The 19,976-nt window shown below is 70.6% G+C and carries 22 protein-coding genes and 1 tRNA gene; 8 read left to right on the top strand and 15 right to left on the bottom strand.

Features of this window, described 5'->3' with window-relative positions; translation table 11 throughout:
• The first annotated feature begins 120 nt into the window (after positions 1-120).
• From ABFX51_RS13010 to mscL, 3 genes are all read left to right on the top strand, one after another.
• Positions 121-462 (top strand): FmdB family zinc ribbon protein, encoded by a 342-nt coding sequence (locus tag ABFX51_RS13010; protein ID WP_091510963.1) that lies wholly within the window; start codon positions 121-123, stop codon positions 460-462.
• 138 nt (positions 463-600) lie between these two features.
• Entirely contained in the window at positions 601-1,083 is a 483-nt protein-coding gene (locus ABFX51_RS13015; protein ID WP_346053807.1) for a hypothetical protein, read from the top strand.
• 26 nt (positions 1,084-1,109) lie between these two features.
• The gene (gene mscL, locus ABFX51_RS13020; RefSeq protein ID WP_346053808.1) at positions 1,110-1,541 is read left to right on the top strand and encodes a large-conductance mechanosensitive channel protein MscL; all 432 of its coding nucleotides are present in this window, start codon (positions 1,110-1,112) and stop codon (positions 1,539-1,541) included.
• A 1,013-nt stretch (positions 1,542-2,554) separates the two neighbouring features.
• Here the strand turns inward: mscL and ABFX51_RS13025 are convergent.
• A complete protein-coding gene (locus ABFX51_RS13025; RefSeq protein WP_091510958.1) occupies positions 2,555-2,731 on the bottom strand; it encodes a hypothetical protein in 177 nt (58 codons plus the stop codon).
• Positions 2,732-2,733: 2 nt separating this feature from the next.
• A complete protein-coding gene (locus ABFX51_RS13030) occupies positions 2,734-3,234 on the bottom strand; it encodes a MogA/MoaB family molybdenum cofactor biosynthesis protein (RefSeq protein WP_091510955.1) in 501 nt (166 codons plus the stop codon).
• An 89-nt stretch (positions 3,235-3,323) separates the two neighbouring features.
• On the opposite strand from ABFX51_RS13030, the gene ABFX51_RS13035 reads away from it, so the two are divergent.
• The gene (locus ABFX51_RS13035) at positions 3,324-4,379 is read left to right on the top strand and encodes an NAD-dependent epimerase/dehydratase family protein (RefSeq protein ID WP_346053809.1); all 1,056 of its coding nucleotides are present in this window, start codon (positions 3,324-3,326) and stop codon (positions 4,377-4,379) included.
• Here the strand turns inward: ABFX51_RS13035 and ABFX51_RS13040 are convergent.
• Positions 4,372-5,418 (bottom strand): sensor histidine kinase, encoded by a 1,047-nt coding sequence (locus ABFX51_RS13040; RefSeq protein WP_346053810.1) that lies wholly within the window; start codon positions 5,416-5,418, stop codon positions 4,372-4,374. The two genes, ABFX51_RS13035 and ABFX51_RS13040, sit on opposite strands and share 8 nt — an antisense overlap.
• A gap of 796 nt (positions 5,419-6,214) precedes the next feature.
• The gene (locus tag ABFX51_RS13045; RefSeq protein WP_425425845.1) at positions 6,215-6,913 is read right to left on the bottom strand and encodes a response regulator transcription factor; all 699 of its coding nucleotides are present in this window, start codon (positions 6,911-6,913) and stop codon (positions 6,215-6,217) included.
• A 132-nt stretch (positions 6,914-7,045) separates the two neighbouring features.
• Between ABFX51_RS13045 and ABFX51_RS13050 the strand changes: the two genes are divergently transcribed.
• The 3 genes from ABFX51_RS13050 to ABFX51_RS13060 are packed head-to-tail and all read left to right on the top strand — an operon-like array spanning position 7,046 to position 8,936.
• Positions 7,046-7,696 carry a glycosyltransferase family 2 protein gene (locus ABFX51_RS13050; protein ID WP_346053811.1) on the top strand — a complete coding sequence of 217 codons (651 nt, stop codon included), beginning with the start codon at positions 7,046-7,048 and terminating at the stop codon, positions 7,694-7,696.
• Positions 7,693-8,343: a TIGR04282 family arsenosugar biosynthesis glycosyltransferase gene (locus ABFX51_RS13055; protein ID WP_346053812.1), complete on the top strand. Its 651-nt coding sequence runs from the start codon at positions 7,693-7,695 to the stop codon at positions 8,341-8,343. Before ABFX51_RS13050 ends, ABFX51_RS13055 begins: the two co-directional genes overlap by 4 nt.
• Positions 8,340-8,936 (top strand): methyltransferase, encoded by a 597-nt coding sequence (locus ABFX51_RS13060; RefSeq protein ID WP_346053813.1) that lies wholly within the window; start codon positions 8,340-8,342, stop codon positions 8,934-8,936. The genes ABFX51_RS13055 and ABFX51_RS13060 overlap by 4 nt, the downstream gene beginning before the upstream one ends.
• Before the next feature lie 72 nt (positions 8,937-9,008).
• Here the strand turns inward: ABFX51_RS13060 and ABFX51_RS13065 are convergent, their stop codons facing one another.
• The 6 genes from ABFX51_RS13065 to ABFX51_RS13090 all read right to left on the bottom strand — a co-directional run bounded on the left by ABFX51_RS13065 (position 9,009) and on the right by ABFX51_RS13090 (position 15,167).
• Complete coding sequence (locus tag ABFX51_RS13065; protein WP_091510940.1) at positions 9,009-10,355, bottom strand: S1C family serine protease; 1,347 nt, start codon at positions 10,353-10,355, stop codon at positions 9,009-9,011.
• 75 nt (positions 10,356-10,430) lie between these two features.
• Positions 10,431-11,513, bottom strand: a complete 1,083-nt coding sequence (galT, locus tag ABFX51_RS13070; RefSeq protein WP_346053814.1) for a galactose-1-phosphate uridylyltransferase — start codon at positions 11,511-11,513, stop codon at positions 10,431-10,433.
• A complete protein-coding gene (locus tag ABFX51_RS13075) occupies positions 11,510-12,301 on the bottom strand; it encodes a DeoR/GlpR family DNA-binding transcription regulator (RefSeq protein ID WP_091511187.1) in 792 nt (263 codons plus the stop codon). The genes galT and ABFX51_RS13075 overlap by 4 nt, the downstream gene beginning before the upstream one ends.
• A 63-nt stretch (positions 12,302-12,364) precedes the next feature.
• On the bottom strand, positions 12,365-13,765 hold the full coding sequence (locus ABFX51_RS13080) for a HAMP domain-containing sensor histidine kinase (protein ID WP_091511185.1): 1,401 nt from the start codon (positions 13,763-13,765) through the stop codon (positions 12,365-12,367).
• A gap of 8 nt (positions 13,766-13,773) precedes the next feature.
• Entirely contained in the window at positions 13,774-14,466 is a 693-nt protein-coding gene (locus ABFX51_RS13085; protein WP_091510935.1) for a response regulator transcription factor, read from the bottom strand.
• A gap of 44 nt (positions 14,467-14,510) precedes the next feature.
• Positions 14,511-15,167, bottom strand: a complete 657-nt coding sequence (locus ABFX51_RS13090; protein ID WP_091510932.1) for a response regulator — start codon at positions 15,165-15,167, stop codon at positions 14,511-14,513.
• A 157-nt stretch (positions 15,168-15,324) separates the two neighbouring features.
• On the opposite strand from ABFX51_RS13090, the gene ABFX51_RS13095 reads away from it, so the two are divergent.
• Positions 15,325-15,400 (top strand) — tRNA-Arg (locus tag ABFX51_RS13095).
• A 133-nt stretch (positions 15,401-15,533) separates the two neighbouring features.
• Here the strand turns inward: ABFX51_RS13095 and ABFX51_RS13100 are convergent.
• The 5 genes from ABFX51_RS13100 to ABFX51_RS13120 form a co-directional block, all read right to left on the bottom strand.
• Positions 15,534-16,943 carry a tyrosine-type recombinase/integrase gene (locus ABFX51_RS13100; RefSeq protein ID WP_346053815.1) on the bottom strand — a complete coding sequence of 470 codons (1,410 nt, stop codon included), beginning with the start codon at positions 16,941-16,943 and terminating at the stop codon, positions 15,534-15,536.
• Positions 16,940-17,182 carry a helix-turn-helix transcriptional regulator gene (locus tag ABFX51_RS13105; RefSeq protein WP_346053816.1) on the bottom strand — a complete coding sequence of 81 codons (243 nt, stop codon included), beginning with the start codon at positions 17,180-17,182 and terminating at the stop codon, positions 16,940-16,942. The genes ABFX51_RS13100 and ABFX51_RS13105 overlap by 4 nt, the downstream gene beginning before the upstream one ends.
• Before the next feature lie 120 nt (positions 17,183-17,302).
• Entirely contained in the window at positions 17,303-18,673 is a 1,371-nt protein-coding gene (locus ABFX51_RS13110; RefSeq protein ID WP_346053817.1) for a DUF3631 domain-containing protein, read from the bottom strand.
• Positions 18,673-19,557 (bottom strand): bifunctional DNA primase/polymerase, encoded by an 885-nt coding sequence (locus ABFX51_RS13115; protein WP_346053818.1) that lies wholly within the window; start codon positions 19,555-19,557, stop codon positions 18,673-18,675. Before ABFX51_RS13115 ends, ABFX51_RS13110 begins: the two co-directional genes overlap by 1 nt.
• A gap of 97 nt (positions 19,558-19,654) precedes the next feature.
• On the bottom strand, positions 19,655-19,825 hold the full coding sequence (locus ABFX51_RS13120; protein ID WP_346053819.1) for a hypothetical protein: 171 nt from the start codon (positions 19,823-19,825) through the stop codon (positions 19,655-19,657).
• Positions 19,826-19,976: the final 151 nt, after the last annotated feature.

The raw sequence follows: 19,976 nt of genomic DNA on the forward strand, positions 1-19,976 counted from the left end.
GGATCGGGACGCGGCCTGGGCGTGACCCCGGAAACCCCGTTTGACCTGCGGGGGAATGGCCCAGTATCGTCTAGCGTTAGCACTCTCGCGGATCGAGTGCCAATGCGCGAAGGAGCACCAGTGCCCACCTACCAGTACGCCTGCAAGGAGTGCGGCCACCAGTTCGAGGCCGTGCAGTCGTTCTCCGACGCCAGCCTGACCGAGTGCCCGAAGTGCACCGGCCCGCTGCGCAAGCTCTACGGCGCCGTCGGCGTGATCTTCAAGGGCAGCGGGTTCTACCGCACCGACTCGCGTTCCGACTCCAAGTCGTCGTCGGGTTCGAGCAAGTCCTCGTCCTCGGCGTCGAGCAACGGTTCGTCGTCCAACGGGTCGAGCAGCAAGTCGGACTCGTCGTCTTCGTCGTCGGCGTCCTCGTCGTCCTCGTCGAGCAGCTCCTCCACGGCAGCCGCCGCCGCTTCCTGACGGCCGAGTTGTCCACGGGCACCCGGTTATCCACAGGTGCTTGATCAGCTCCTTTCCCTCGCGCGGGCACACCCCTAACGTCGAAGTGACGACAGCGGAACCACCGCCGTCGCACTGGCGAAAGGGAGTGTGCCCGCGATGCGTATCCGCCTGTGGGAGATCTGGATCAGGCTGCGTTCTTCCTTGCGCAGCAGGCGTTTTTCGCGATTCCGCCGCCTGGTCGCGGTCGGTCTCCTCGTGCTCGCCGCGGTGTTCGCGGTGCGTTCCCCCGGCGCCTCTCCGCCCTCACCCGAAGCCGCATCAGCCCGCGCGAGTCCCGGCGCTGTCCCCAATCTTGTCCCCGGGTTGTCCACAGTTCCCGTCCGCCTGGCCGATGCCGCTGTGGCCGGTTTGCTCTCGCCTGGCACCCGGGTGGACGTCGTGACCGCTGACGAGGGTGTGAGCCGGGTGCTCGCGCCACTGGCGACGGTGGTCGACGTCCGCTCACCGCCCGCCGGGTCGAGCCGGTTCCTCGCGGGTGAGGACAAGGGCCCGCTCGTCCTGATCGCCGTTCCGCCCGACACAGCGACACAAGTGGCGGCTTCGTCACTCCGGAATCCGGTTGCCGTTACCCTCCGCTAACAGCGTCCGTCGAGGGAGGAGTGCACATGCTCAAGGGCTTCAAGGATTTCCTGATGCGGGGGAACGTCGTCGACCTCGCGGTGGCGGTGGTGATGGGCACCGCGTTCACCGCAATCGTCACGGCGTTCACGAACGGCCTGATCAAACCGCTGATCAACACGATCGGCGGCACGGACGCGGCGAAGGGCCTCGGCTTCAACATCCTGGGCGACAACGACTCCACGTTCCTCGACTTCGGCGGCGTCATCAACGCCGTGATCAACTTCGCGCTGATCGCCGCGGTCGTGTACTTCGTGATCGTGCTGCCGGTGAAGAAGATCCAGGAGCGCCGCAAGCGGGGCCAGGAACCCGGCCCGGCGGAGCCCACGGACGTCGAACTGCTCATCGAGATCCGCGACCTGCTGCGCGAGCAGCGCGGCCCCCAGAACGAGAACGACAAGGAGACGACGAAGGCCTGATCAGCGCGGGCAGTGCCCGCACAGGAGCGGCTACCGCCAGGGCGGCGGTACGGCGTGGTCACGGTCGCCCCAGCGCGGCGGGTTGGCAGGCTGCTGCCGGTCAGTTCCGGCGCGTCCGCCGCCGCTGCCGGTCAGCTCCGGCGCGTTCGCCGGGCTGCAAGGTCAGTTCCCGGCGCGTCCGCCCGGCTGCCGGTCAGTACCGGCCCGTCCGCCGCGGCTGCCGGTCAACTCCGGCGCTCTCGCCGGGCTGCAAGGTCAGTTCCCGGCGCGTTCACCCGGCTGCCGGTAAGTACCGGCTCGTCCGCGGGGGTGCGCACCGGTGCGAACGTCGGCGCACAGCCGGGGGCGCAGGCCGCTGCCGAAGCCTCAAGGCACAGCGCGCATCGGCGCAAGCCCGGTAACCAAGGGTGCAACCCCGGGGCGCCAGCGGCCAGCCACCAGGGGGCATCCCCGGAGCGTGGGTCCGGCCAGCCGGGCCAACCAGGGCGCGTCTTCACGGCGCTGGCCCGGCCAATCAACCCACGGTGCACACCCGGCGCTGCCCCAGCCGGGCGGCAAGCCGGAGCGCTGGCCCGACCAGGCGGCAAGCCCAGGGCGCCAGCTCGGCCAGTCAACCCACCACCGCCCCGACCAGGCGGCAAACCCAGGGCACTGGTCCGGCAGACGGCAAGCCAGGGCGCCGCCCGGCCAGCCAACTAACCCGGGCTGGCCGGGCCAAGCGGCAAGCCCTGCGTGCTGGGCCACCCAACCCAGGGTGCAACCGAGGACGCCCGCCGGAGCGACCGCCCGTTAGCAGCCGCCCCTGCCCTGGCGGCTATCGCCACCCCAGACGGACGGCCGCGATCGGTAGCCCGGCCGCGATCGGCATCCCCGGCTGACGGCCGTGGCCCACGGCCCGCTGCCAGCCGCCGCCAACCCGAGCCGACGGCGGTGGCGTGCCGGCAGCACCCGAGCCATACCCGCAGCACGCCTGGCCGCGTACCCGCGCACGTGGCCGCAGCCGTCGCCCCTGCCTAGCGGTCGTGGTGTGGTGGCCGGTTCTCCCGGTACCACGTCTCCCGGTCGTCGCCGCGGGGGTCGGGGTCGCGTTCGTCCGTGGTGGTTTCCGGGAGCACCTCGCCGAAGACGGCGTCCAGGGAACGCCGCTTCCGGCGGCGCCGGGCGTCCTCGTCGCGGTCGTCGGCGGGCACGGTCAGGACTCGTCGAGGCCGGACAGCTCGTCGATGACGTACGGCACCAGCGCGGACAGCGTCGCCATGCCGTCGCGCACCGCGGCGCGCGAGCCGGCGAGGTTGACCACCAACGTGCTGCCCGAGACGCCGACCAGCCCGCGCGAGATACCGGCGTCCACCGCACCCGCGGCGAGCCCCGACGAGCGCAGTGCCTCGCCGATCCCCGGGATCGGCCGGTCGAGCACGCCCGCGGTCGCGTCCGGGGTGACGTCCCGCGGCGACACGCCGGTGCCACCGACCGTGATCACGAGGTCCACCCCGCCGATCACCGCGGTGTTGAGCGCATTGCGGATCGCGACCGTGTCGGCGTGCACGACGACCACGCCGTCCACGATGAACCCGGCTTCCTCCAGCAACTCCGTGACCAGTGGGCCGGAGGTGTCGTCATGCTCGCCATGCGCTGCGCGGTCGTCCACGATCACCACGAGGGCGCGGCCAAGCCGCTGTGCACTGCGTTCCATGGGGCACACGTTAGCCCGTTGTTACCGAACTCTGACGGCCACGTCCGACCTACTGCGCGTACCCACCACCACCCCATAGCGTGACGAGGGTGCACGTACTCGTCACCGGCGGTGCCGGCTTCATCGGATCCCACGTCGCCGACCTGCTGGCCACCGAAGGCCACACCGTGACGGTCCTCGACGACCTCCTCCCGCAGGCCCACGGCACCGCGACCCCGCCGGACTACCTCCAGCACCGGTTCGTGCAAGGCAGTGTCTCCGACCAGGCCCTCCTGCGCGGACTTCTGTCCGAAGTGGACGCCGTCTGCCACCAAGCGGCCGTCGTCGGGCACGGGCTCGACCCCTCGGACGCGCCGGCGTACGCCTACCACAACGACTACGCCACCGCGGTCCTCCTGGCCGAGATGCACGCCGCCGGAGTGACGAAACTGGTGCTCGCCTCCTCGATGGTCGTCTACGGCGAGGGCCGGTACGCGTGCGCCGAACACGGCATCGTCGCACCCTCACCCCGATGTCAGTCCGATGTGGACGCCGGGCGGTTCGAACCGCGCTGCCCGGAGTGCGGCCGGGACCTCCAACCGCGCCTGGTGCCCGAAGACGCACCACTCCGCCCGCAGAGCACCTACGCGGCCACGAAACTCGCCCAGGAACACCTCGCGGCCGCCTGGGCGCGGCAGGCCGGCGCGACCGTCTGGGCACTGAGGTACCACAACGTGTACGGCCCCCGAATGCCGCAAAACACCCCGTACGCCGGAGTCGCGTCGCTGTTCCGCTCAGCGCTGGCGCGCGGTGAAGCCCCCACGGTCCTCGAAGACGGCAACCAGCGACGTGACTTCGTGCACGTCCACGACGTCGCCCGCGCCAACCTTCTCGCGCTCGAAGCTCCGGGCACACCGGGCGAACTCACCCCGGTCAACGTGTGCTCCGGCGTTCCGCACACCGTCGGTGACCTGGCCCGCGAGCTGTCCCGAGCATGCGAAGGTCCTGCCCCACGCGTCGTGGGCGGCGCACGGCCCGCCGACGTCCGGCACATCGTCGCCGACCCGGGTCGGGCCTCGAAACTGCTCGGTTTCCGCGCGGTTGTCCCGTTCGAGGCGGGGATCGAGGCCTTCGCCACCGATCCGCTCCGCGCGCCGGTCAGCTAGCGGCGAGGGGCAGCCGGACTTCGAACCGGCAGCCGTCGCCGTGGTTGTGGACGTGGATGCGCCCGCGGTGCGCCTCGACGAGCCCCTTGGCGATCGCGAGGCCAAGCCCGCCGCCGGCGCTACCCGAGCGGTCAGGGGTCCGGGCCTGCGTCCCCCGGAACGCGACGTCGAAGACGCGGTCCAGCTCGTCCTCGGGGATGCCGCCGCACCCGTCGTCGACGGAAAGCAGTGCCTCCTCGCCCTCGACGCCGACGCGGATCGCCACCGTGCCGTCCGGCGGGGTGTGCCGGATCGCGTTGGACACCAGGTTGCGGACTATGCGCGCCAGTTCGGGATCGCTGCCCGTGACGACGGGCCAGACGTCCGCGTCCGCGAGGACCCGCACCTTCTTCTGGTTCGCCACCACGGTCTGGGCCGCGAGCGCGTCGCTCACCACGTCCTGCAGCGGCACCGCCGACATCGTCAGGCGCAGCGCACCCGCCGTGATGCGGGAGAGTTCGAACAGGTCGTTGACCATGGCCGACAGCCGCGCGGTCTCGCCGTTGATGCGGCTCGCGTAGTCGGCGACCTCGTCCTTCTCCGACACGATGCCGTCCGCGAGGGCCTCGGCCATCGCGCGGATGCCGGCGAGCGGACTGCGCAGGTCGTGGCTGATCCACGCCACCAGATCGCGCCGGGCCGCCTCCCCGGCGCGTTCGCGCTCGCGGGCTTCGCGCTCCCACACGCTGCGCCGCGCGATGACCCGGCCGAGCAGGACCGCCGCGGGCACGGTGACGAGCGCGACGAGCAGGCAGACGAGCAGCATGGTCATCAGCGCCGGGGTGAACATGAACCCGCTGATGGCGAGTACACCCGTGAGTGTGGCGAGGACGGGGATCAGGACAAGGACGGTGAGGGTCGTGGTGAGGGACCCGCGCCGGAGCCAGTAGAGGACGAGGCCTCCCACGAGCGCGACCGGCAGCGTGAACGCCACGGCCAGCGGCAGGATGTGCCAGACGTGCGCGAGCATCTGGCCGAACGACTCACCGGATTCGATCATCGCGCTCTCCTCCCGCGAGGCTCATCTTGCGCCGATCGGGGACCGGGGGCCGGGCTGCCGGGGCGGGAAGCTGGCGGCAGGCACCGGGGACGGCGGACGGTTGAGGGACGTGGTCGTGGAACCGGGCGCGGAAGCTGACCGGCATCGCGGGCCGCGGACGGCGGAGGTTCGCTGGCGCGGAAACAAGCCTTGGCCGAGGCCCGGCACGGGGGCAAGCCGAGGGGCACGCCCCGGCGACAAACGCGGCAGGCAGCCCCTCCGCAGCACGCCGCCGAGGGCAGTCGGTGGCGAAGGTGAACCGGGGCGCACCGCCGAGAGCCATCGGCACCGGGATGAACTCAGGGGCCCACCACCGCGGGCCATCGGTGCCGGAGAGGAACCCAGGGCGCACCACCGAGGGCAGTCGGCGGCGAAGGTAAACCAGTGCACCGCCGAGAGCCATCGGCACCGGATGAAGCAGGGGCCCACCACCGCGGGCCATCGGTGTCGAAGATGAACCCAGGGCGCGCCATCGAGGGCGGTCGGGTCGGAGATGAACCCAAGGCGCGCCATCGAGGGCGGTCGGGCCGAAGATGAACCCAAGGCGCGCCGCCGCGGGCCTTCGGCACCGGGATGAACCAGGGGCGCACCGCCGAGCGCCGTCGGCGCCGGGATGAACCCCGACAGCACGCCGCCGAGGGACGATCGGCGCCAGGGATGAACCGGGGCCCGGAGGTTGGGTGCCGGCCCCGGCAGCCACCCCCGGCACCCAGCCTCCGCAAGCGGCGGCCGCACGCCCCAGACCCCCGCGAACCCCTCACGTCCCCACCGGGTCGTAGCGGTACCCGACGCCCCAGACGGTCGCGATGCGGGTTGGCTTCGCTGGGTCGCGCTCGATCTTTTCCCTTAGGCGGCGGACGTGGACCGTCACCGTGGACTGGTCGCCGAAGTCCCAGCCCCACACCTTTTCCAGCAGGTCGGCCCGCGAGTACGCGACACCCGGGTGCGCCAGGAAGAACGCCAGCAGGTCGAACTCCCGCGACGTGAGGGGCACCTCGACCCCCCGGAGCGTCGCCAGGCGGGCGCCTGGCTGGAGGCGCAGATCGCCGTCCGACACCTCCGCGGCGACCGGCTCCACGCTCGGCATCCGCGCCCGCCGCAACACCGAACCGACCCGCAACGTCAGCTCGCGCGGGCTGAACGGCTTAGTCACGTAGTCGTCCGCACCGAGCCGCAGCCCCGCGATCCGGTCCTCCTCCTCACCGAGCGCGGTCAGCAGCACCACCGGCACCTGGCTCGACCGCCGCAACCGGCGGCACACCTCCAGACCGCTGAGGCCCGGCATCATCACGTCCAGCACCACCAGATCCGCCGGCCGCTCGGCGAACGCCCGCAGCGCCGCCGCCCCGTCCCCGGCGACCTCGACCGTGCAGCCGCTCGCCTCCAGGTACCGCCGCACGACGTCGCGCACCGTCTCGTCGTCGTCCACGACGAGCACGCGGCCAGACTCGGTCACCACCACATCCTGCACGCTACCCCGCACCACCGACAGCCACCGTAAGACAACGGTAAGAACCCGAGCACGTCAGATTTCGGTAAGCGCCGCAACGGTTCCGCTCTGTCCACCCCGGACTTAACGTCGATGCCCATGAACGCGGACACCGTCCTGCCGTGCCTCGACGAGGCGGCGGCCCTGCCCCGCCTGCTCCGTGCGCTGCCACCCGGGTTCCGGCCGATCGTGGTCGACAACGGCTCCGTCGACGGCTCACCGGAGATCGCCGCCGCGCTGGGCGCCAAGGTGGTGCACGAACCCCGCCGCGGCTACGGCGCCGCCGTGCACACCGGCCTCGAACACGCCACCACCGACATCGTCTGCTTCCTCGACGCCGACGGCTCCCTCGACCCCGCGGACCTGCCGCGCCTGGCCGGAGCCGTCGCACGCGGCGCCGACCTGGCCGTGGGTCGTCGAATGCCCATCGCACGAGACGTGTGGCCGTGGCACGCCCGGCTGGGCAACCACATCCTCGCCCGGCTCCTGCGCCGACGAGGCGTGCCCGTGCACGACATCGCACCGATCCGCGCGGCACGACGGCAGGCGCTGCTGGACCTCGACGTCACCGACCGCGCCTTCGGCTACCCGCTGGAACTCCTCGTGAAGGCCGGGCGCGCGGGCTTGGCGATCGAGGAGTTCGACGTCGCGTACCGGCCGCGCGCCGCCGGCACGAAGTCGAAGGTCTCCGGTTCGCTCCGCGGCACCGCGCGTGCCGTTCGCGACATGGCGAAGGTGCTGCGCCGATGACCTTCTGCCTGCTCGTCGTCGCCAAGGCGCCGGTGCCCGGGTTCGCGAAGACACGCCTTTGCCCGCCGGCCACCCCCGCGCAGGCCGCCGACATCGCGGCCGCCGCGCTGCTCGACACGCTCGACGCCGTCGTCGCGACACCGGGCGCCGTGCCCGTCGTCGCGGCCACCGGCGACTTCCGGCGCGCCGCCCGCGGCGCCGAGCTGGTGCACGCGCTGTGGCCGCTGACCGTGGTCGAACAGCGCGGCGAAACCTTCGGCGAGCGGCTCGCCAACGCGCACCAGGACGCGAGCCCGGATGGCCTCCCGGTGCTGCAGATCGGCATGGACACCCCGCAGGTCACGCCGGACCTCCTCGCCGAGGCCGCCGCGGCGCTCGACGAACACGGCACCGTGCTCGGCCCTGCCGAGGACGGCGGGTGGTGGGCGCTCGGCGTGACCGACGCCGCTGACGCGAAGGTGCTCACCGGGGTGCCGATGTCCCGCCCCGACACCGGACAACGCACCCGTATTGCCCTCAGCGAAGCCGGTCTCGTCCCCACCGACCTACGGCGTCTGTCCGATGTGGACACGATGATGGACGCCCGCCGCGTCGCGCGCCTGGCAGGCGGGCGGTTCGCCGAAGCGGTCGCGGCGGTCACGCCATGACCCCCTTCGACGCCGCGCTGCTGAGCCGCACCTGTGTGCTGGAACTCGCCACGGGCGAACGGATCGAGCTCCCCACCGCACGTTGGCGTGCCGAACCGGGCGAGGGCGACGAGCTGATGCTCACCCGGTGCGCGGGCCCGACGCTCGACATCGGCTGTGGCCCCGGCAGGCTCACCGCCGAGCTGACCGCCCGTGGCGTCCCGTCACTGGGGATCGACGTGTCCCCCACCGCCGTCCGGCTCACCCGCGAGCGTGGCGGCACCGCGTTGCGCCGGGACGTCTTCCGGCGGCTGCCGGGCGAAGGGCGCTGGCGGCACGCCCTGCTCGCCGACGGCAACATCGGCATCGGCGGTGATCCCGTCGCGTTGCTGCGGCGGGTCAGGGATCTCCTCGCCCCGGGCGGGCGGGTGCTGGTCGAGCTCGAACCCGGCCGGGTCGCCAGCCGTGACCGGGTGCGCATCGGCGACGGGGCCTGGTTTCCCTGGGCGCGCTTGGGTGTCGGCGCGCTCGGCGGCATCGCGGACGCGGCCGCGCTGCGGATCGGGTGGACGGCCGCCCACGGCTCACGGCACTTCACGGAGCTGGTGCGGTGAAAAAAACGGGCTCCCGGCGGAAAACCCGCCGGGAGCCCGGAGTTGGTCTCGGCCGCCTGCGCGGCCGAGCGTCTACTTCACCTCGACCGGCTGGCCGCCGAGCGTCACCTGCACGGTGCGGCCGTCGCTGAGCGTGAAAGTCACCTTGTCGTTCGGCGCCCTGGTGCGCACCGCGGCGATCAGGCCGTCCGCGTCGTTGATCACCTGGGTGTCGACCTTCGTCACCACGTCGCCCGCCTTGAGCCCGGCCTGCTCGGCGGGGCTGCCGGCCTGCACCGACTGGATCAGCGCACCACCGGACTGGGCGTCGCTCACGCCGGCACCGATGTAGGTCTGGGTCGCCTTGCCGGAGTCGATGATCTCCTGCGCCGTCCGCCGCGCCTGGTTGATCGGGATGGCGAACCCGATCCCCGCGTTGGTCGCCTCGGTCTGCTGACCGAAACCGCCGGAGGACTGCGGGCTGTAGATCGCCGAGTTGATGCCGATGACCTGCCCGGACAGGTTGACCAGCGGACCGCCGGAGTTGCCCGGGTTGATCGCGGCGTCCGTCTGGATCGCGCTCATCACCGTCGTCTGGTCACCGCTGCTGCCGCCGGCGCGCACCGGCCGGTGCAGCGCGCTCACGATGCCCGACGTCACGGTGCCCGCCAGCTCGAACGGCGAACCGAACGCGACGACGGACTGCCCGACCTGCAGGTCGTCGGAGTTGCCGAGCGACACCGGGGTCAGGTTCTTCGCACCCTGCACCTTGACCACGGCGACGTCCGTCGTCGGGTCGCGGCCCACGATCGTCGCCGTCGCCTTCGTGCCGTCCTGGAACACCGCCTGGATGCTGCCGCCGTTCGCGGCGACCTCCACGACGTGGTTGTTCGTCAGGACGTAGCCGTCGGTCGACAACACGAAGCCCGAGCCCTCGCCCTGCTCCTGGCTGCCGGACACGACGAGTTCGACGACGCTCGGCGAAACCTTCTGCGCCACCGCCTCCACGCTGCCGGACGGCGCCGCGCTGGTCTGCTGGTTCGGCACCGGCTGGTTCAGCGCGTTGTAGGCGACGCCACCCCCGGAGTTCTGCGAGGCGAAGTAGCCGCCCGCGCCACCGGCCGCGCCGCCCACGACGAGCGCGAGCACCGCCACACCGGCGACGAGGCGGCCGGATCCCTTGCGCTGCTGCGGAATCGCGGCCTGCTGCTGCGTCGTCGGGTACGCGGCGGTCTGGTACGGGTGCTGTGCGGTCTGCGACGGCGACGTCCAGGGGTACGCCTGCTGCTGGCCCTGTGCCGACCAGGGGCTCGGCTGCTCCCCACCGAAAGACGTACCCCGCGGGGGCGTGCTCGCGTCCTCCTGCGCCGGACGCTGCTCCGGTTGCGGGTCCCGGGGGGCACCGCCGCCGTGCGGTGCGCTGGGGTCGTTCTCGGTCATGTCCTCACCATGTCGGTCGGTCCTGAGAGCTGGCTGAGCCCAAGCTGAGGGTCCGACATGAGTATGCCGGGAAGATCAGGGGTGCGCCGCCCGCAGCCGCTCCGCGATCTGCTCCGGGGTGGCGTCGTTGATCCACACGCCCATGCCCGACTCCGAGCCGGCCAGGTACTTCAGCTTGTCCTTCGTGCGCAAGATCGAGAACAGCTCCAGGTGCAGCCAGCCCAGCTCGCGGTCGACACGCACCGGCGCCTGGTTCCACGCCGCGATGTAGGGCAGCGGCCGGTCGTACAGCGCGTCGCAGCGGCGCAGGACCTGCAAGTAGACCTCGGCGAAGTCGTCGCGCTCGGCGTCGGACAACGCGGGGATGTCGGGGACCTGGCGGTGCGGCACCAGCAGCACGTGCACCGGCCAGCGCGCGGCGGGCGGCACGAACGCCGTCCAGTGCTCCCCCTGCGCGACGACCCGCGTCCCCGCCTCACGCTCGGCGGCGAGCACGTCGCCGAGCACCGGACGCCCGTGTTCGGCCTGGTAGGCGCGGGCCGTGTCGAGCGCGCGGCGGGTCTTGGGCGTGACGAACGGGTACGCGTAGATCTGCCCGTGCGGGTGGGACAGCGTCACGCCGATCTCCTCACCCCGGTTCTCGAACGGGAAGACCTGCTCCACACCGTCCAGAGTGGACATGGATGCGGTGCGGTCGGCCCACGCGTCCACGACCGTGCGCACCCGCCGCGGGCTCAGCGTCGCGAAGGAGCCGTTGTGGTCACTGGTGAAGCACACGACGTCACAGCGGCCGCGACCCGGCGCCGTGGGCACGAGGCCAGCGCCGTCCACACTGGACGCTTCGCCGCTGACGTGCTGGGAGAACGAGGGGAACCGGTTCTCGAACACCACGACGTCATAATCGGACTCGGGGATCTCGCTGGGCTTGCCCGGCTTGCTCGGGCACAGCGGGCACAGGTCGGCAGGCGGCTTGTACGTGCGGGTCTGCCGGTGCGCGGCCATCGCGACCCACTCGCCGGACAACGGGTCACGGCGGATCTCCGAGCTCGCCGCGACCGGCGGCAGGTCGCGCGTGTCCACGGCGTCGCGCGCGTGCGGCGCTTCGTCGTAGTAGATGATCTCCCTGCCGTCGGCGAGGTGCCGGACCGTGCGTATCAACTTTCCTCCGCCTCGTTCACGTCGGCGACCACCAGCTCGCCCACGTGCTCGGCCAGTGTCTCGCGGGCGGCGGCCGGGAGCCCGTCATCGCTCACCACGACGTCCGCTTCCTCGAGATCGGCCATCGTGGAGATGCCGACGATGCCCCATTTGGTGTGATCGGCGAGCACGACGAGCTTGCGGCCCGCCTCGACCAGCGCGCGGTTGGTCTCGCTCTCGTCGAGGTTCGGCGTGGTGAACCCCGGCCCCTCGGCCATGCCGTGCACCCCGAGGAACACCTGGTCCAGGTGCAGCCGCCGCAGGCTCGCCACCGCGACACCGCCGACCAGCGCGTCCGACGGCGTGCGCACGCCCCCGGTGAGCACGACCGTCCGCTCCGGCTGCCCGGACTCACGCAGGACGTCGGCCACCCGGATGGAGTTCGTGACGATCGTCAGCCCCGGCACGGAGTCCAGCGCGCGGGCGAACGTCCACGTCGTGGTGCCCGCGGAGATCCCGATCGCGGTGCCCGGCCGGACCAGCCCGGCCGCGAGCGCGGCGATCGCCTCCTTCTGGGCCTGCTGCTGCTCGGACTTCGCCTCGAAGCCCGGCTCGTCGGTGCTCTTGCCGAGGTTCGCCGTCGCGCCGCCGTAGACCTTCTCGACCAGTCCCCGGCTCGCCAGCACGTCGAGGTCACGGCGGATCGTCATGTCGGAGACGCCGAGCCGCGCGACCAGCTCGCTGACCCGGACCGCGCCCGTGCGCCGGGCCTCCTCCAGGATCACCGCTTGCCGCTGCCGCGCCAGCACCTTCGCTCCCTCGCTCGCCAACTACACAAAATCCTACACGAATAAACATCGCGGGGATCTCGCTCAGGCGGGTGCTCCCGGCAGCCGGATGGTCAGCAGTGCGCCGCCCTCGGGGGCGCGGCCGGCGTAGACCGTGCCGCCGTGCCGTTCCGCGGCCTGCTTGACGATGGACAGGCCCAGGCCGGAACCGGGCAGGGTGCGCGCCTCGGAGGAGCGGTAGAAGCGGTCGAACACCTTGGGCAGGTCGGCCTCGGCGATACCGGGGCCGGAATCGGCGACCTCGATCACCGCGGTGCCGTCGCCCAGCGGGTACATCCGGACCCGCACGGTGGACCGCGGCGGCGAGAACTTCACGGCGTTGTCCAGCAGGTTCAGCACCGCGCGCTCCAGCGAGCTGTGGTCGCCGGTGAGCACCCACGGCTGCAGCTGCACGTCGAACTCGATCTCGCCGGCACGGCGGCGGGCCCGGTCCAGCGCCCGCTCGATGACCTCGATCATCTCGACGCGCTCGAAGTCCGTGCGCGGCTCGTCCTGCCGCGCCAGCTCCACGAGGTCGCCGATGAGCTGCGTCAGCTCGTCCAGCTGCGCCTTGATGTCGGTCTCGATGTCCTTCCTGACCTGCTCGGACAGCGTCGGCGCGCCCACCCGGTTGGCCGACAGCAGCAGCTCCAGGTTGGTGCGCAGGGAGGTCAGCGGGGTGCGCAGCTCGTGCCCGGCGTCGGCGACCAGGCGGCGTTGCCGTTCCTGCGACTCGGCGACGGCGCCGAGCATCGTGTTGAAGCTCGTGGTCAGCCGGGCCAGCTCGTCGTCACCGCTCACCGGGATCGGACGCAGGTCACCCGTCCGGGCGACGTATTCGGTGGCCGACGTCAGCCGTTCGACGGGCCGCAGCCCCGTGCGCGCCACGGCTGTCCCGGCGAGCGCGGCGACGATGATGCCGCCGCCACCGATCAGGATGAGCACGATCGCCAGCTGGTTGAGCGTCTGCTCGGTCGGTGTGAGCGACTGGGCGAGCACGAGCGCCTGCCCCGGCCCGTAGTGCAGCGAGACGACGCGCATGTCGGTCTTGTCGTCCGTGCGGATCGAGGAGGACGCGGCGCCTTGCGCGACGGCGATTTCGGTCTGCCCGACCGGGGGCTGGCGCCCGCCGGGCGGCAGGGTGAGCCTGCCGTCGGAATCCAGCAGGCAGATCTGGATGTCCGTGCTGCTCAGGAGCGCGCCGGGGAACTCCTGGATGCCCTGCCGGACCTGCGGGGTCTGCGCGGCGGCGATGGCACGGACCTGCAGGTTGTCGTCGACCTGCTGGTAGAGGTTGTTGTAGACCGTGATGTACGCGCCGAGCGACACCAGCACCATCACCCCGGCGACGCACGCCGCGGCGAGCAGCGAGACCCGGGCGCGCAGGGAGATGCGGCGCTGGGGCCTGCGTTCGCCGACGTCGACGACGCTGACCGGTTCGGTCAGGATCTGGCTCACGGCGGGGTTTCCCTGAGCACGTAGCCGACTCCGCGGACCGTGTGGATCAACCGGGGCTCGCCGCCGGCCTCGGTCTTGCGGCGCAGGTACCCGACGTAGACCTCCAGCGCGTTGCCCGAGGTCGGGAAGTCGTAGCCCCAGACCTCCTCGAGGATGCGGCTGCGGGTGAGGACGTGCTTCGGGTACGACATGAACAGTTCGAGCAGGGCGAACTCGGTGCGCGTGAGGCTGATCTCGCGCTCACCCCGGCGGACCTCGCGGGTGCCGGGGTCGAGCGTCAGGTCGGCGAAGGTGAGCTGCTCCGCGTTGGCGCCCGCCTGTTCCTCGCGGGAGGCGCGGCGGAGCAGGGCGCGAAGGCGCGCGAGGAGCTCTTCGAGCGCGAAGGGCTTCGGGAGGTAGTCGTCGGCCCCGGCATCCAAGCCGGAGACGCGGTCGGACACCGTGTCGCGGGCCGTGAGCACGAGGATCGGCAGGTCGTCGCCGGTGCTGCGCAGGCGGCGGGCCACCTCGAGGCCGTCGAGGCGGGGCATCATGACGTCGAGGATCATGGCGTCGGGCCGGTCGTTGATGACCCGTTCGAGTGCCTGCGCACCGTCGCCGGCGAGGTCGACCTGGTAGCCGTTGAACTCCAGCGAGCGCCGGAGCGACTCCCGGACCGCCCGATCGTCGTCGACAACGAGTATGCGCATGTGGACAGTGTTACCGACGGTGCTGAGACTCGCCTGAGAAGGTGTTAGAGCTGGTCCAAGAGTCCGCCGCGGTAGGCGAGCAGCGCGGCCTGCACGCGGTTGGCGGCGCCGATCTTGGACAGGACCGCGGAGACGTAGCCCTTGACCGTGGCCTCGGACAGGTGGAGCTTGCCGCCGATCTCGGCGTTGGACAGCCCCTGCCCGATGAGGGCGACGACCTCGCGTTCGCGTTCGGAGAGGCTGGCCAGGAGCTTGCGCGCGGGCTGGGCGGCGCGCTGGCCCTCGCGGTGGGCGCGCACCATGCGGGCCGCGACGCCGGGGTCGAGGACGGCGCCGCCGCGGGCGAGGTCGCGGACCGCGCGCAGCAGGGCGGCGGGCTCGATGTCCTTCAGGAGGAACCCGTTGGCGCCCAGGCGCAGGGCCAGGCTCACGTACTCGTCCATGTCGAAGGTGGTGAGCATGGCCACGGTCGGGGGTGTCGGGAGGGCGAGGATCGCGCGGAGGGCGCGGATCCCGTCGTCGGGGGCGCGCATCTTGATGTCGAGCAGCACGACGTCCGGCTGGAGGCGGCGCGCGGCCTCGACGGCGGAACGCCCGTCCACGGCCTCCCCGACCACCTCGATGTCCGGGGCGCCGGCCATCATCCCGCGCAGACTGGACCGCACCAACTCCTCGTCGTCAGCGAAAACCAGCTTGATCAACGGGCCCTCCGGTGGTTCGGTGGAGCGGGGTTTCCGCGTCCGTCACGGAAGGTTACCCAGTGGTAGCGCTGGAGTCGATACGCTGTTCGCCCGCACCGTGTTTCACCGGGAGCCCCCTCGTGGGCGGCCCCGCAGGCCGGTAGAGTGACGCCGGCAAGCCCTCGTAGCTCAGGGGATAGAGCACCGCTCTCCTAAAGCGGGTGTCGCAGGTTCGAATCCTGCCGGGGGCACCATTCGCCACCTCGGCGATTCGCCCCCTGACCAGCGGGGACGCTGGCAGGGGGCGATCACCAGGTGTGCAGTGGAGTGCAGCCCACGGCAGCCGTACGCGGCTGGTTGTGCCGAAGACGTGCCGAGCGATCCTAGCTACCGGCGACGGTGCCCAAGCGCCGCCTGAACCAGCTCCTGGGCCAACCGATCCTGGCCGTGGAGACACTTCGCGTAGACCTGCAACAGCACCTCCACCGAGTGCCCAGCCCACTCAGCGACCGTCGTCGGCGACACTCCGCCGCCGAGGTACGCAGAAACTCCCGCATGCCGGAGGTCATATGGCCTACGTGCCAGCGGGGTCGCCGCTACCTCCTCGGTGAACGCATACCCCCGAGCGGCCTGCCACACGCGGTTCCAGGTGATCAGCGGAACCTCTCCCCCACGAACGCCACGGAACAGACGCTTCTCATCGTCGACCCCAAAGGTTTCGAGGTGCCAGAGAAGGATTGCGGTCAGCTCGGGAGGACAAGGTGCCCAGCGTCCTTCGCCTCGTTCCCGGTGTTTAAGTCCGCGCTCGTCGCGTGCTTTGCCGCTGTCCGTCCACGCCTTTCCAGCGTGAGGCGTCGCCTCTTCGAGCCAGATCTTTCCCCACCCGTAAACCAGCTCCCCGGTTTCCTTGTCCACTTCTGGCTGCGGCAGCGAAAGATTCGGTTCGCGAAGATTCAGCGCCTCCTCAGAACGGGCCAAGGCGAAATACATCGTCGCATAGCAAGCATACAACCGTTCCCCGCTCGGCTTCTGCCTCTTGACCGCGTGCAGCAGGGTGCGTGCTTGCACGGGGTTCGCAACTCGCCGGACATCTATGACACGGGACGGTTTCGGTGCCGTCCACTTGATCTCCCTTACTGGGTTTTCGGGGATAAGTCCGAGTTCGACAGCGTAACTGAGCGCGTTGTTGAGGATCATGCGACGCTGCCGAGCAACCGAGCGGGCGAGGGGTTTCCCATCAACCCTGCTTACCGCAGCATCGTGCAGTTTCCGTGCAGTCTCGGGTCGCATCACCTCGGCCAACGGAAGCGAGTTCCGAGAGATCCATCGCAACGTCGCTTCCGCCCACTCGGATTTTTCACCGTCGCGCGCTTGGGTGTTGAATCCCCAGCGGTTCAGGACCGATCGGATATTCTTCTCATCGGGTCGGCCAGCACCGTTACTCAACATAACCGGCGTAATCGCCGTTAACGCCTCCGCAATGGTCCGCCGGTATGTAGCAGCAGCCTTCGGCCACTTCATGTCCGCGTACTTGCGAGCGAACGTGTACCAGTCCATTTCCTGCTCTGGGCGCACCATTGAGACAGGCAGACCATCACTGAGGCGGAACGCCTCGCCATTGCTCGCAGCAGTGCGAAGCCTCGACCGGAAGCTTTCGGCGAGCGCTTTCGTACTGAAAGGCTCCTTGAACCGCTTAGTAGAAACTCGCCAGCGCACCCAGTACGTCGACTTCGTCTTGCCCTTGTACGTTTCGATGCCCCAGATTCGCACGGACAAACTGGTTTGATCGAAACTCAAGCTGCCTCCTCAAGACGGGAAACCCAACGGTCGTACTCAGCGATACTTATGCGAAGCTCGCCATTCGGCAGCTTCAGACACTTCGGCGCGGTCTGCTTTGCTCGCCATTCCTGGAAGGTGCGGCGTGAAATACCCATCAGATCGCAGAACGCTTTGACAGTCAGGTAGCGGGCTGGCGTAGCCATCGTGCGTAGTACTCCCTCGCGGACGTGCGCGGCGTGGTCGGCGAATCGCGTCATCGGTCCTCCCGTCGTCGGGGTAGCGGATGGGCTGGCGGCGTTTTGCCGCTACCTGCGCTACCTGCGCTACTTCGCAGGTCAGAGGGGTAGCGGATACGGGGGTGGTAGCGCTTAGATCCGCTACCTACCGTCCGTGATCGGTGGTGACGCTCCGGAGGTAGCGCTTGTATCCGCTACCTCCCCCGTATCCGCTACCGTCCTGACCTGCACGGTCGCGGAGGTAGCGGAGGTAGCGCTTGGAGGCAGGTAGCGCTGCCAGGCGTCGGCGAGTCCGCCGGGACCGGTGGCGCGGTAGCCCTTGACGACGGTGCCGTTGGGGAGCTTGATGTCCTTCGGCTTCGCGCCGTAGGGCTTCAGGAACGCGGAGAGGCGTCGGGAATCGAGCGGCCTGCCGTCCAGGTCGCCCCAGGGCGCTTCGTCCATCTCGTGCAACGCGGCGAGGATCTCGGTGGTCGGCAGCTTGTCCGTGTCGCGGGCGGTGAACAGGTCGCGCAGATCGGCAAGCAGTTGCATGCGCTGTCCGCCGCCGTTGTGGTCGGCGTTGGCGACCTCGATGAAGTGCACGCAGGCGGCGCGGGCCGTGTCCGGCCAGTGCCCCCCTGCCGCGTCGGCGATCGCGATGAGCGGACGCCAGATCTCCGCCGCGCGGTCACGCACCCCAGGCGGCATCGTCGGGCGACCCCGGCTGATCTTGTCGGTCACCGACCCCACCCACGTCGCCAGCGCCTCACGCAGCGGTGCGGTCTCGCGTTCGACGTCCTCCTCCCAGAACTCCTCAACCTCTTCGTCGGCACGTCGGCGCTTCATGTGGATGGTGATGGCGCGGGTGGTGATGGTGTCGGGCATGTTCCCGGCGATCCCGGCGAGCGCAGCCGGAGCAAACACCGGGAACCGCTGCACCTTCATGGCCTTGGCGTCACCGACGCAGCGGGCCACGGCCGCACCGCGCTTGTACCCGGCGTTGAGCAGGCCGCGGAGGTCTTCGTTGTTGCCGCCCTTGGCGTTGAAGATGGTGTCCACTTCATCGAACAGGATGGTGATCGGGCCTTCGGACACCATGCGGAACAGGGCGGCGGTGGTCGCGGAGAACGTCATCTCCGGTGCCCGCACGAGGTACTGCGCCACCTCCAGCACGCGCGTCTTGCCGGACCCGGGTTCGACGCTGGACAGGATCAGGCGGGGCGTGACGTAGAAGTGGTCCGCGGCGTGGGTGTGGGCGTACCACAGCGCGAGCATCGGCGCGCAGTGCTCGGAGGGGAAGACGTTGAACCGGGACACGATGTCCCGCACCCGGTCCAGCACCTCATGTCCGGGCAGGACGGTCGCGTTCGCAGCGCGCCAGACGGCTTGGCAGTTCTCCGAGCAGAAGTCGTCCGAGGGCGAGTTGCCCAGCGGCCGGCCGCACTGGCTGCACGTCCCGCGCGGGTCGGTGTCGTCGGTGCCGATGGCGTCGTCGATCGCATGCAACGTGGCGTCGGTGGGATGCGTCATCAGGCGACCTCCTTCCTACGAACGGGATTGCTCGCGCCCTTGGCCAGTCCGGCGTCCACCACGCGAGCAACCTCGCGCGCGTTCGGCGGCCAGTGCGCAGAACCGATCAGCGTCTCCCCGGCCGCGATCAGCTCGGCGCGGGTGGTGGCGTGGTCGACCAGCCCGGCCCCGACCTTGCGGCCGATGGTGTAGGCAGCCGACGAGAGCACGCCGTTGTGCGTGCCTGGTTTGGCGTCTCGCACGCGCTGGCACTCACCCCGGAGCGCGGCGAACCCGTACGCGGTCGGGTTGGCAGAGCGGATCTGAACGGGCGCTGAGATCGCCGGAGACGCCTTTTCGGCGCACACCTGGACCAACCACCCTGGCAGTTCGGCAGGGGCGCGCTCATCGAGCAGTTCGTAGCCGCCCTCCGCCGTGACCGACCCCGGCCCCACCACGTATCCGCCCCCAGCCCGCGTGTCCACGCACGGGCAGAGCTGACCCTGACTGTTGCGCAACCGCACCCCGGCCGGGGCCCGGTAGTACAGGTGCCGACCGCCTGACGGCGTGGCGACGGTGAACGTGTCCGGCACCGGGCCGCCCCGTTCGGCGGCCAGCTCGGCGAGCGCGGCCACGCCATCCGGACCGGACTCCCCCTCCTTGGGCAGGTCGAGGTCCACCACGACCAGACCGGCCGGACCGGTGGCGAGGCCGATGTTCCACCGGTCGGCCTCCCAGCAGCGGCGGATACGGGCGGGGTCGGCGGTGGCGCGGTTCTCCCAGTCCTTCACGGCAGGCTGCCGCTTCGTCAGCGGACGGAGCGGGAACACGGGCCAGCCCTGCTCAGCGAGGAACAGCGCCCACTCCTGCAACGGGTTCCGATCGGCGGTGGTCGCGGTGCTCATCGAACAACCTCTCCTAGCAACGAAACGCGGACGACGGGGTGGTGCTGCCGGGCCGCCCGGAGGCGAGTCGGACGGACGGCCCGGCAGGGTCGGTGCGCTACTTGCGCTTGCGGGCCGCGACGGCGGCCTCGCACGTGGGGCAGGCGGGCTTGGTGAACCACGGGGACTTTCCGGTCCCGGCCGGGATCACCAGGCCGCACAGAGTCTTGAAGTCACCGGTCCACCAGGACTTGGAGCCGCGGTGCACGAGTCCCTTGTTGCTTCCCATCGGTGATGTGTCCTTTCCAGACGGTGGCGGCTACTTGTTGGCGCAGATGGAGCACATGACCTGATCGGCCGGGATGCGGGCTCCGCAGTCGGAGCAGGTGGCGACGAACCGGGCGATCAGGCGAGCGAGACAGGTGGTCAACGGTCCTCCG

Source organism: Amycolatopsis dongchuanensis (genome assembly GCF_039542405.1).
GTDB classification, from domain to species: Bacteria; Actinomycetota; Actinomycetes; order Mycobacteriales; family Pseudonocardiaceae; genus Amycolatopsis_E; species Amycolatopsis_E sacchari.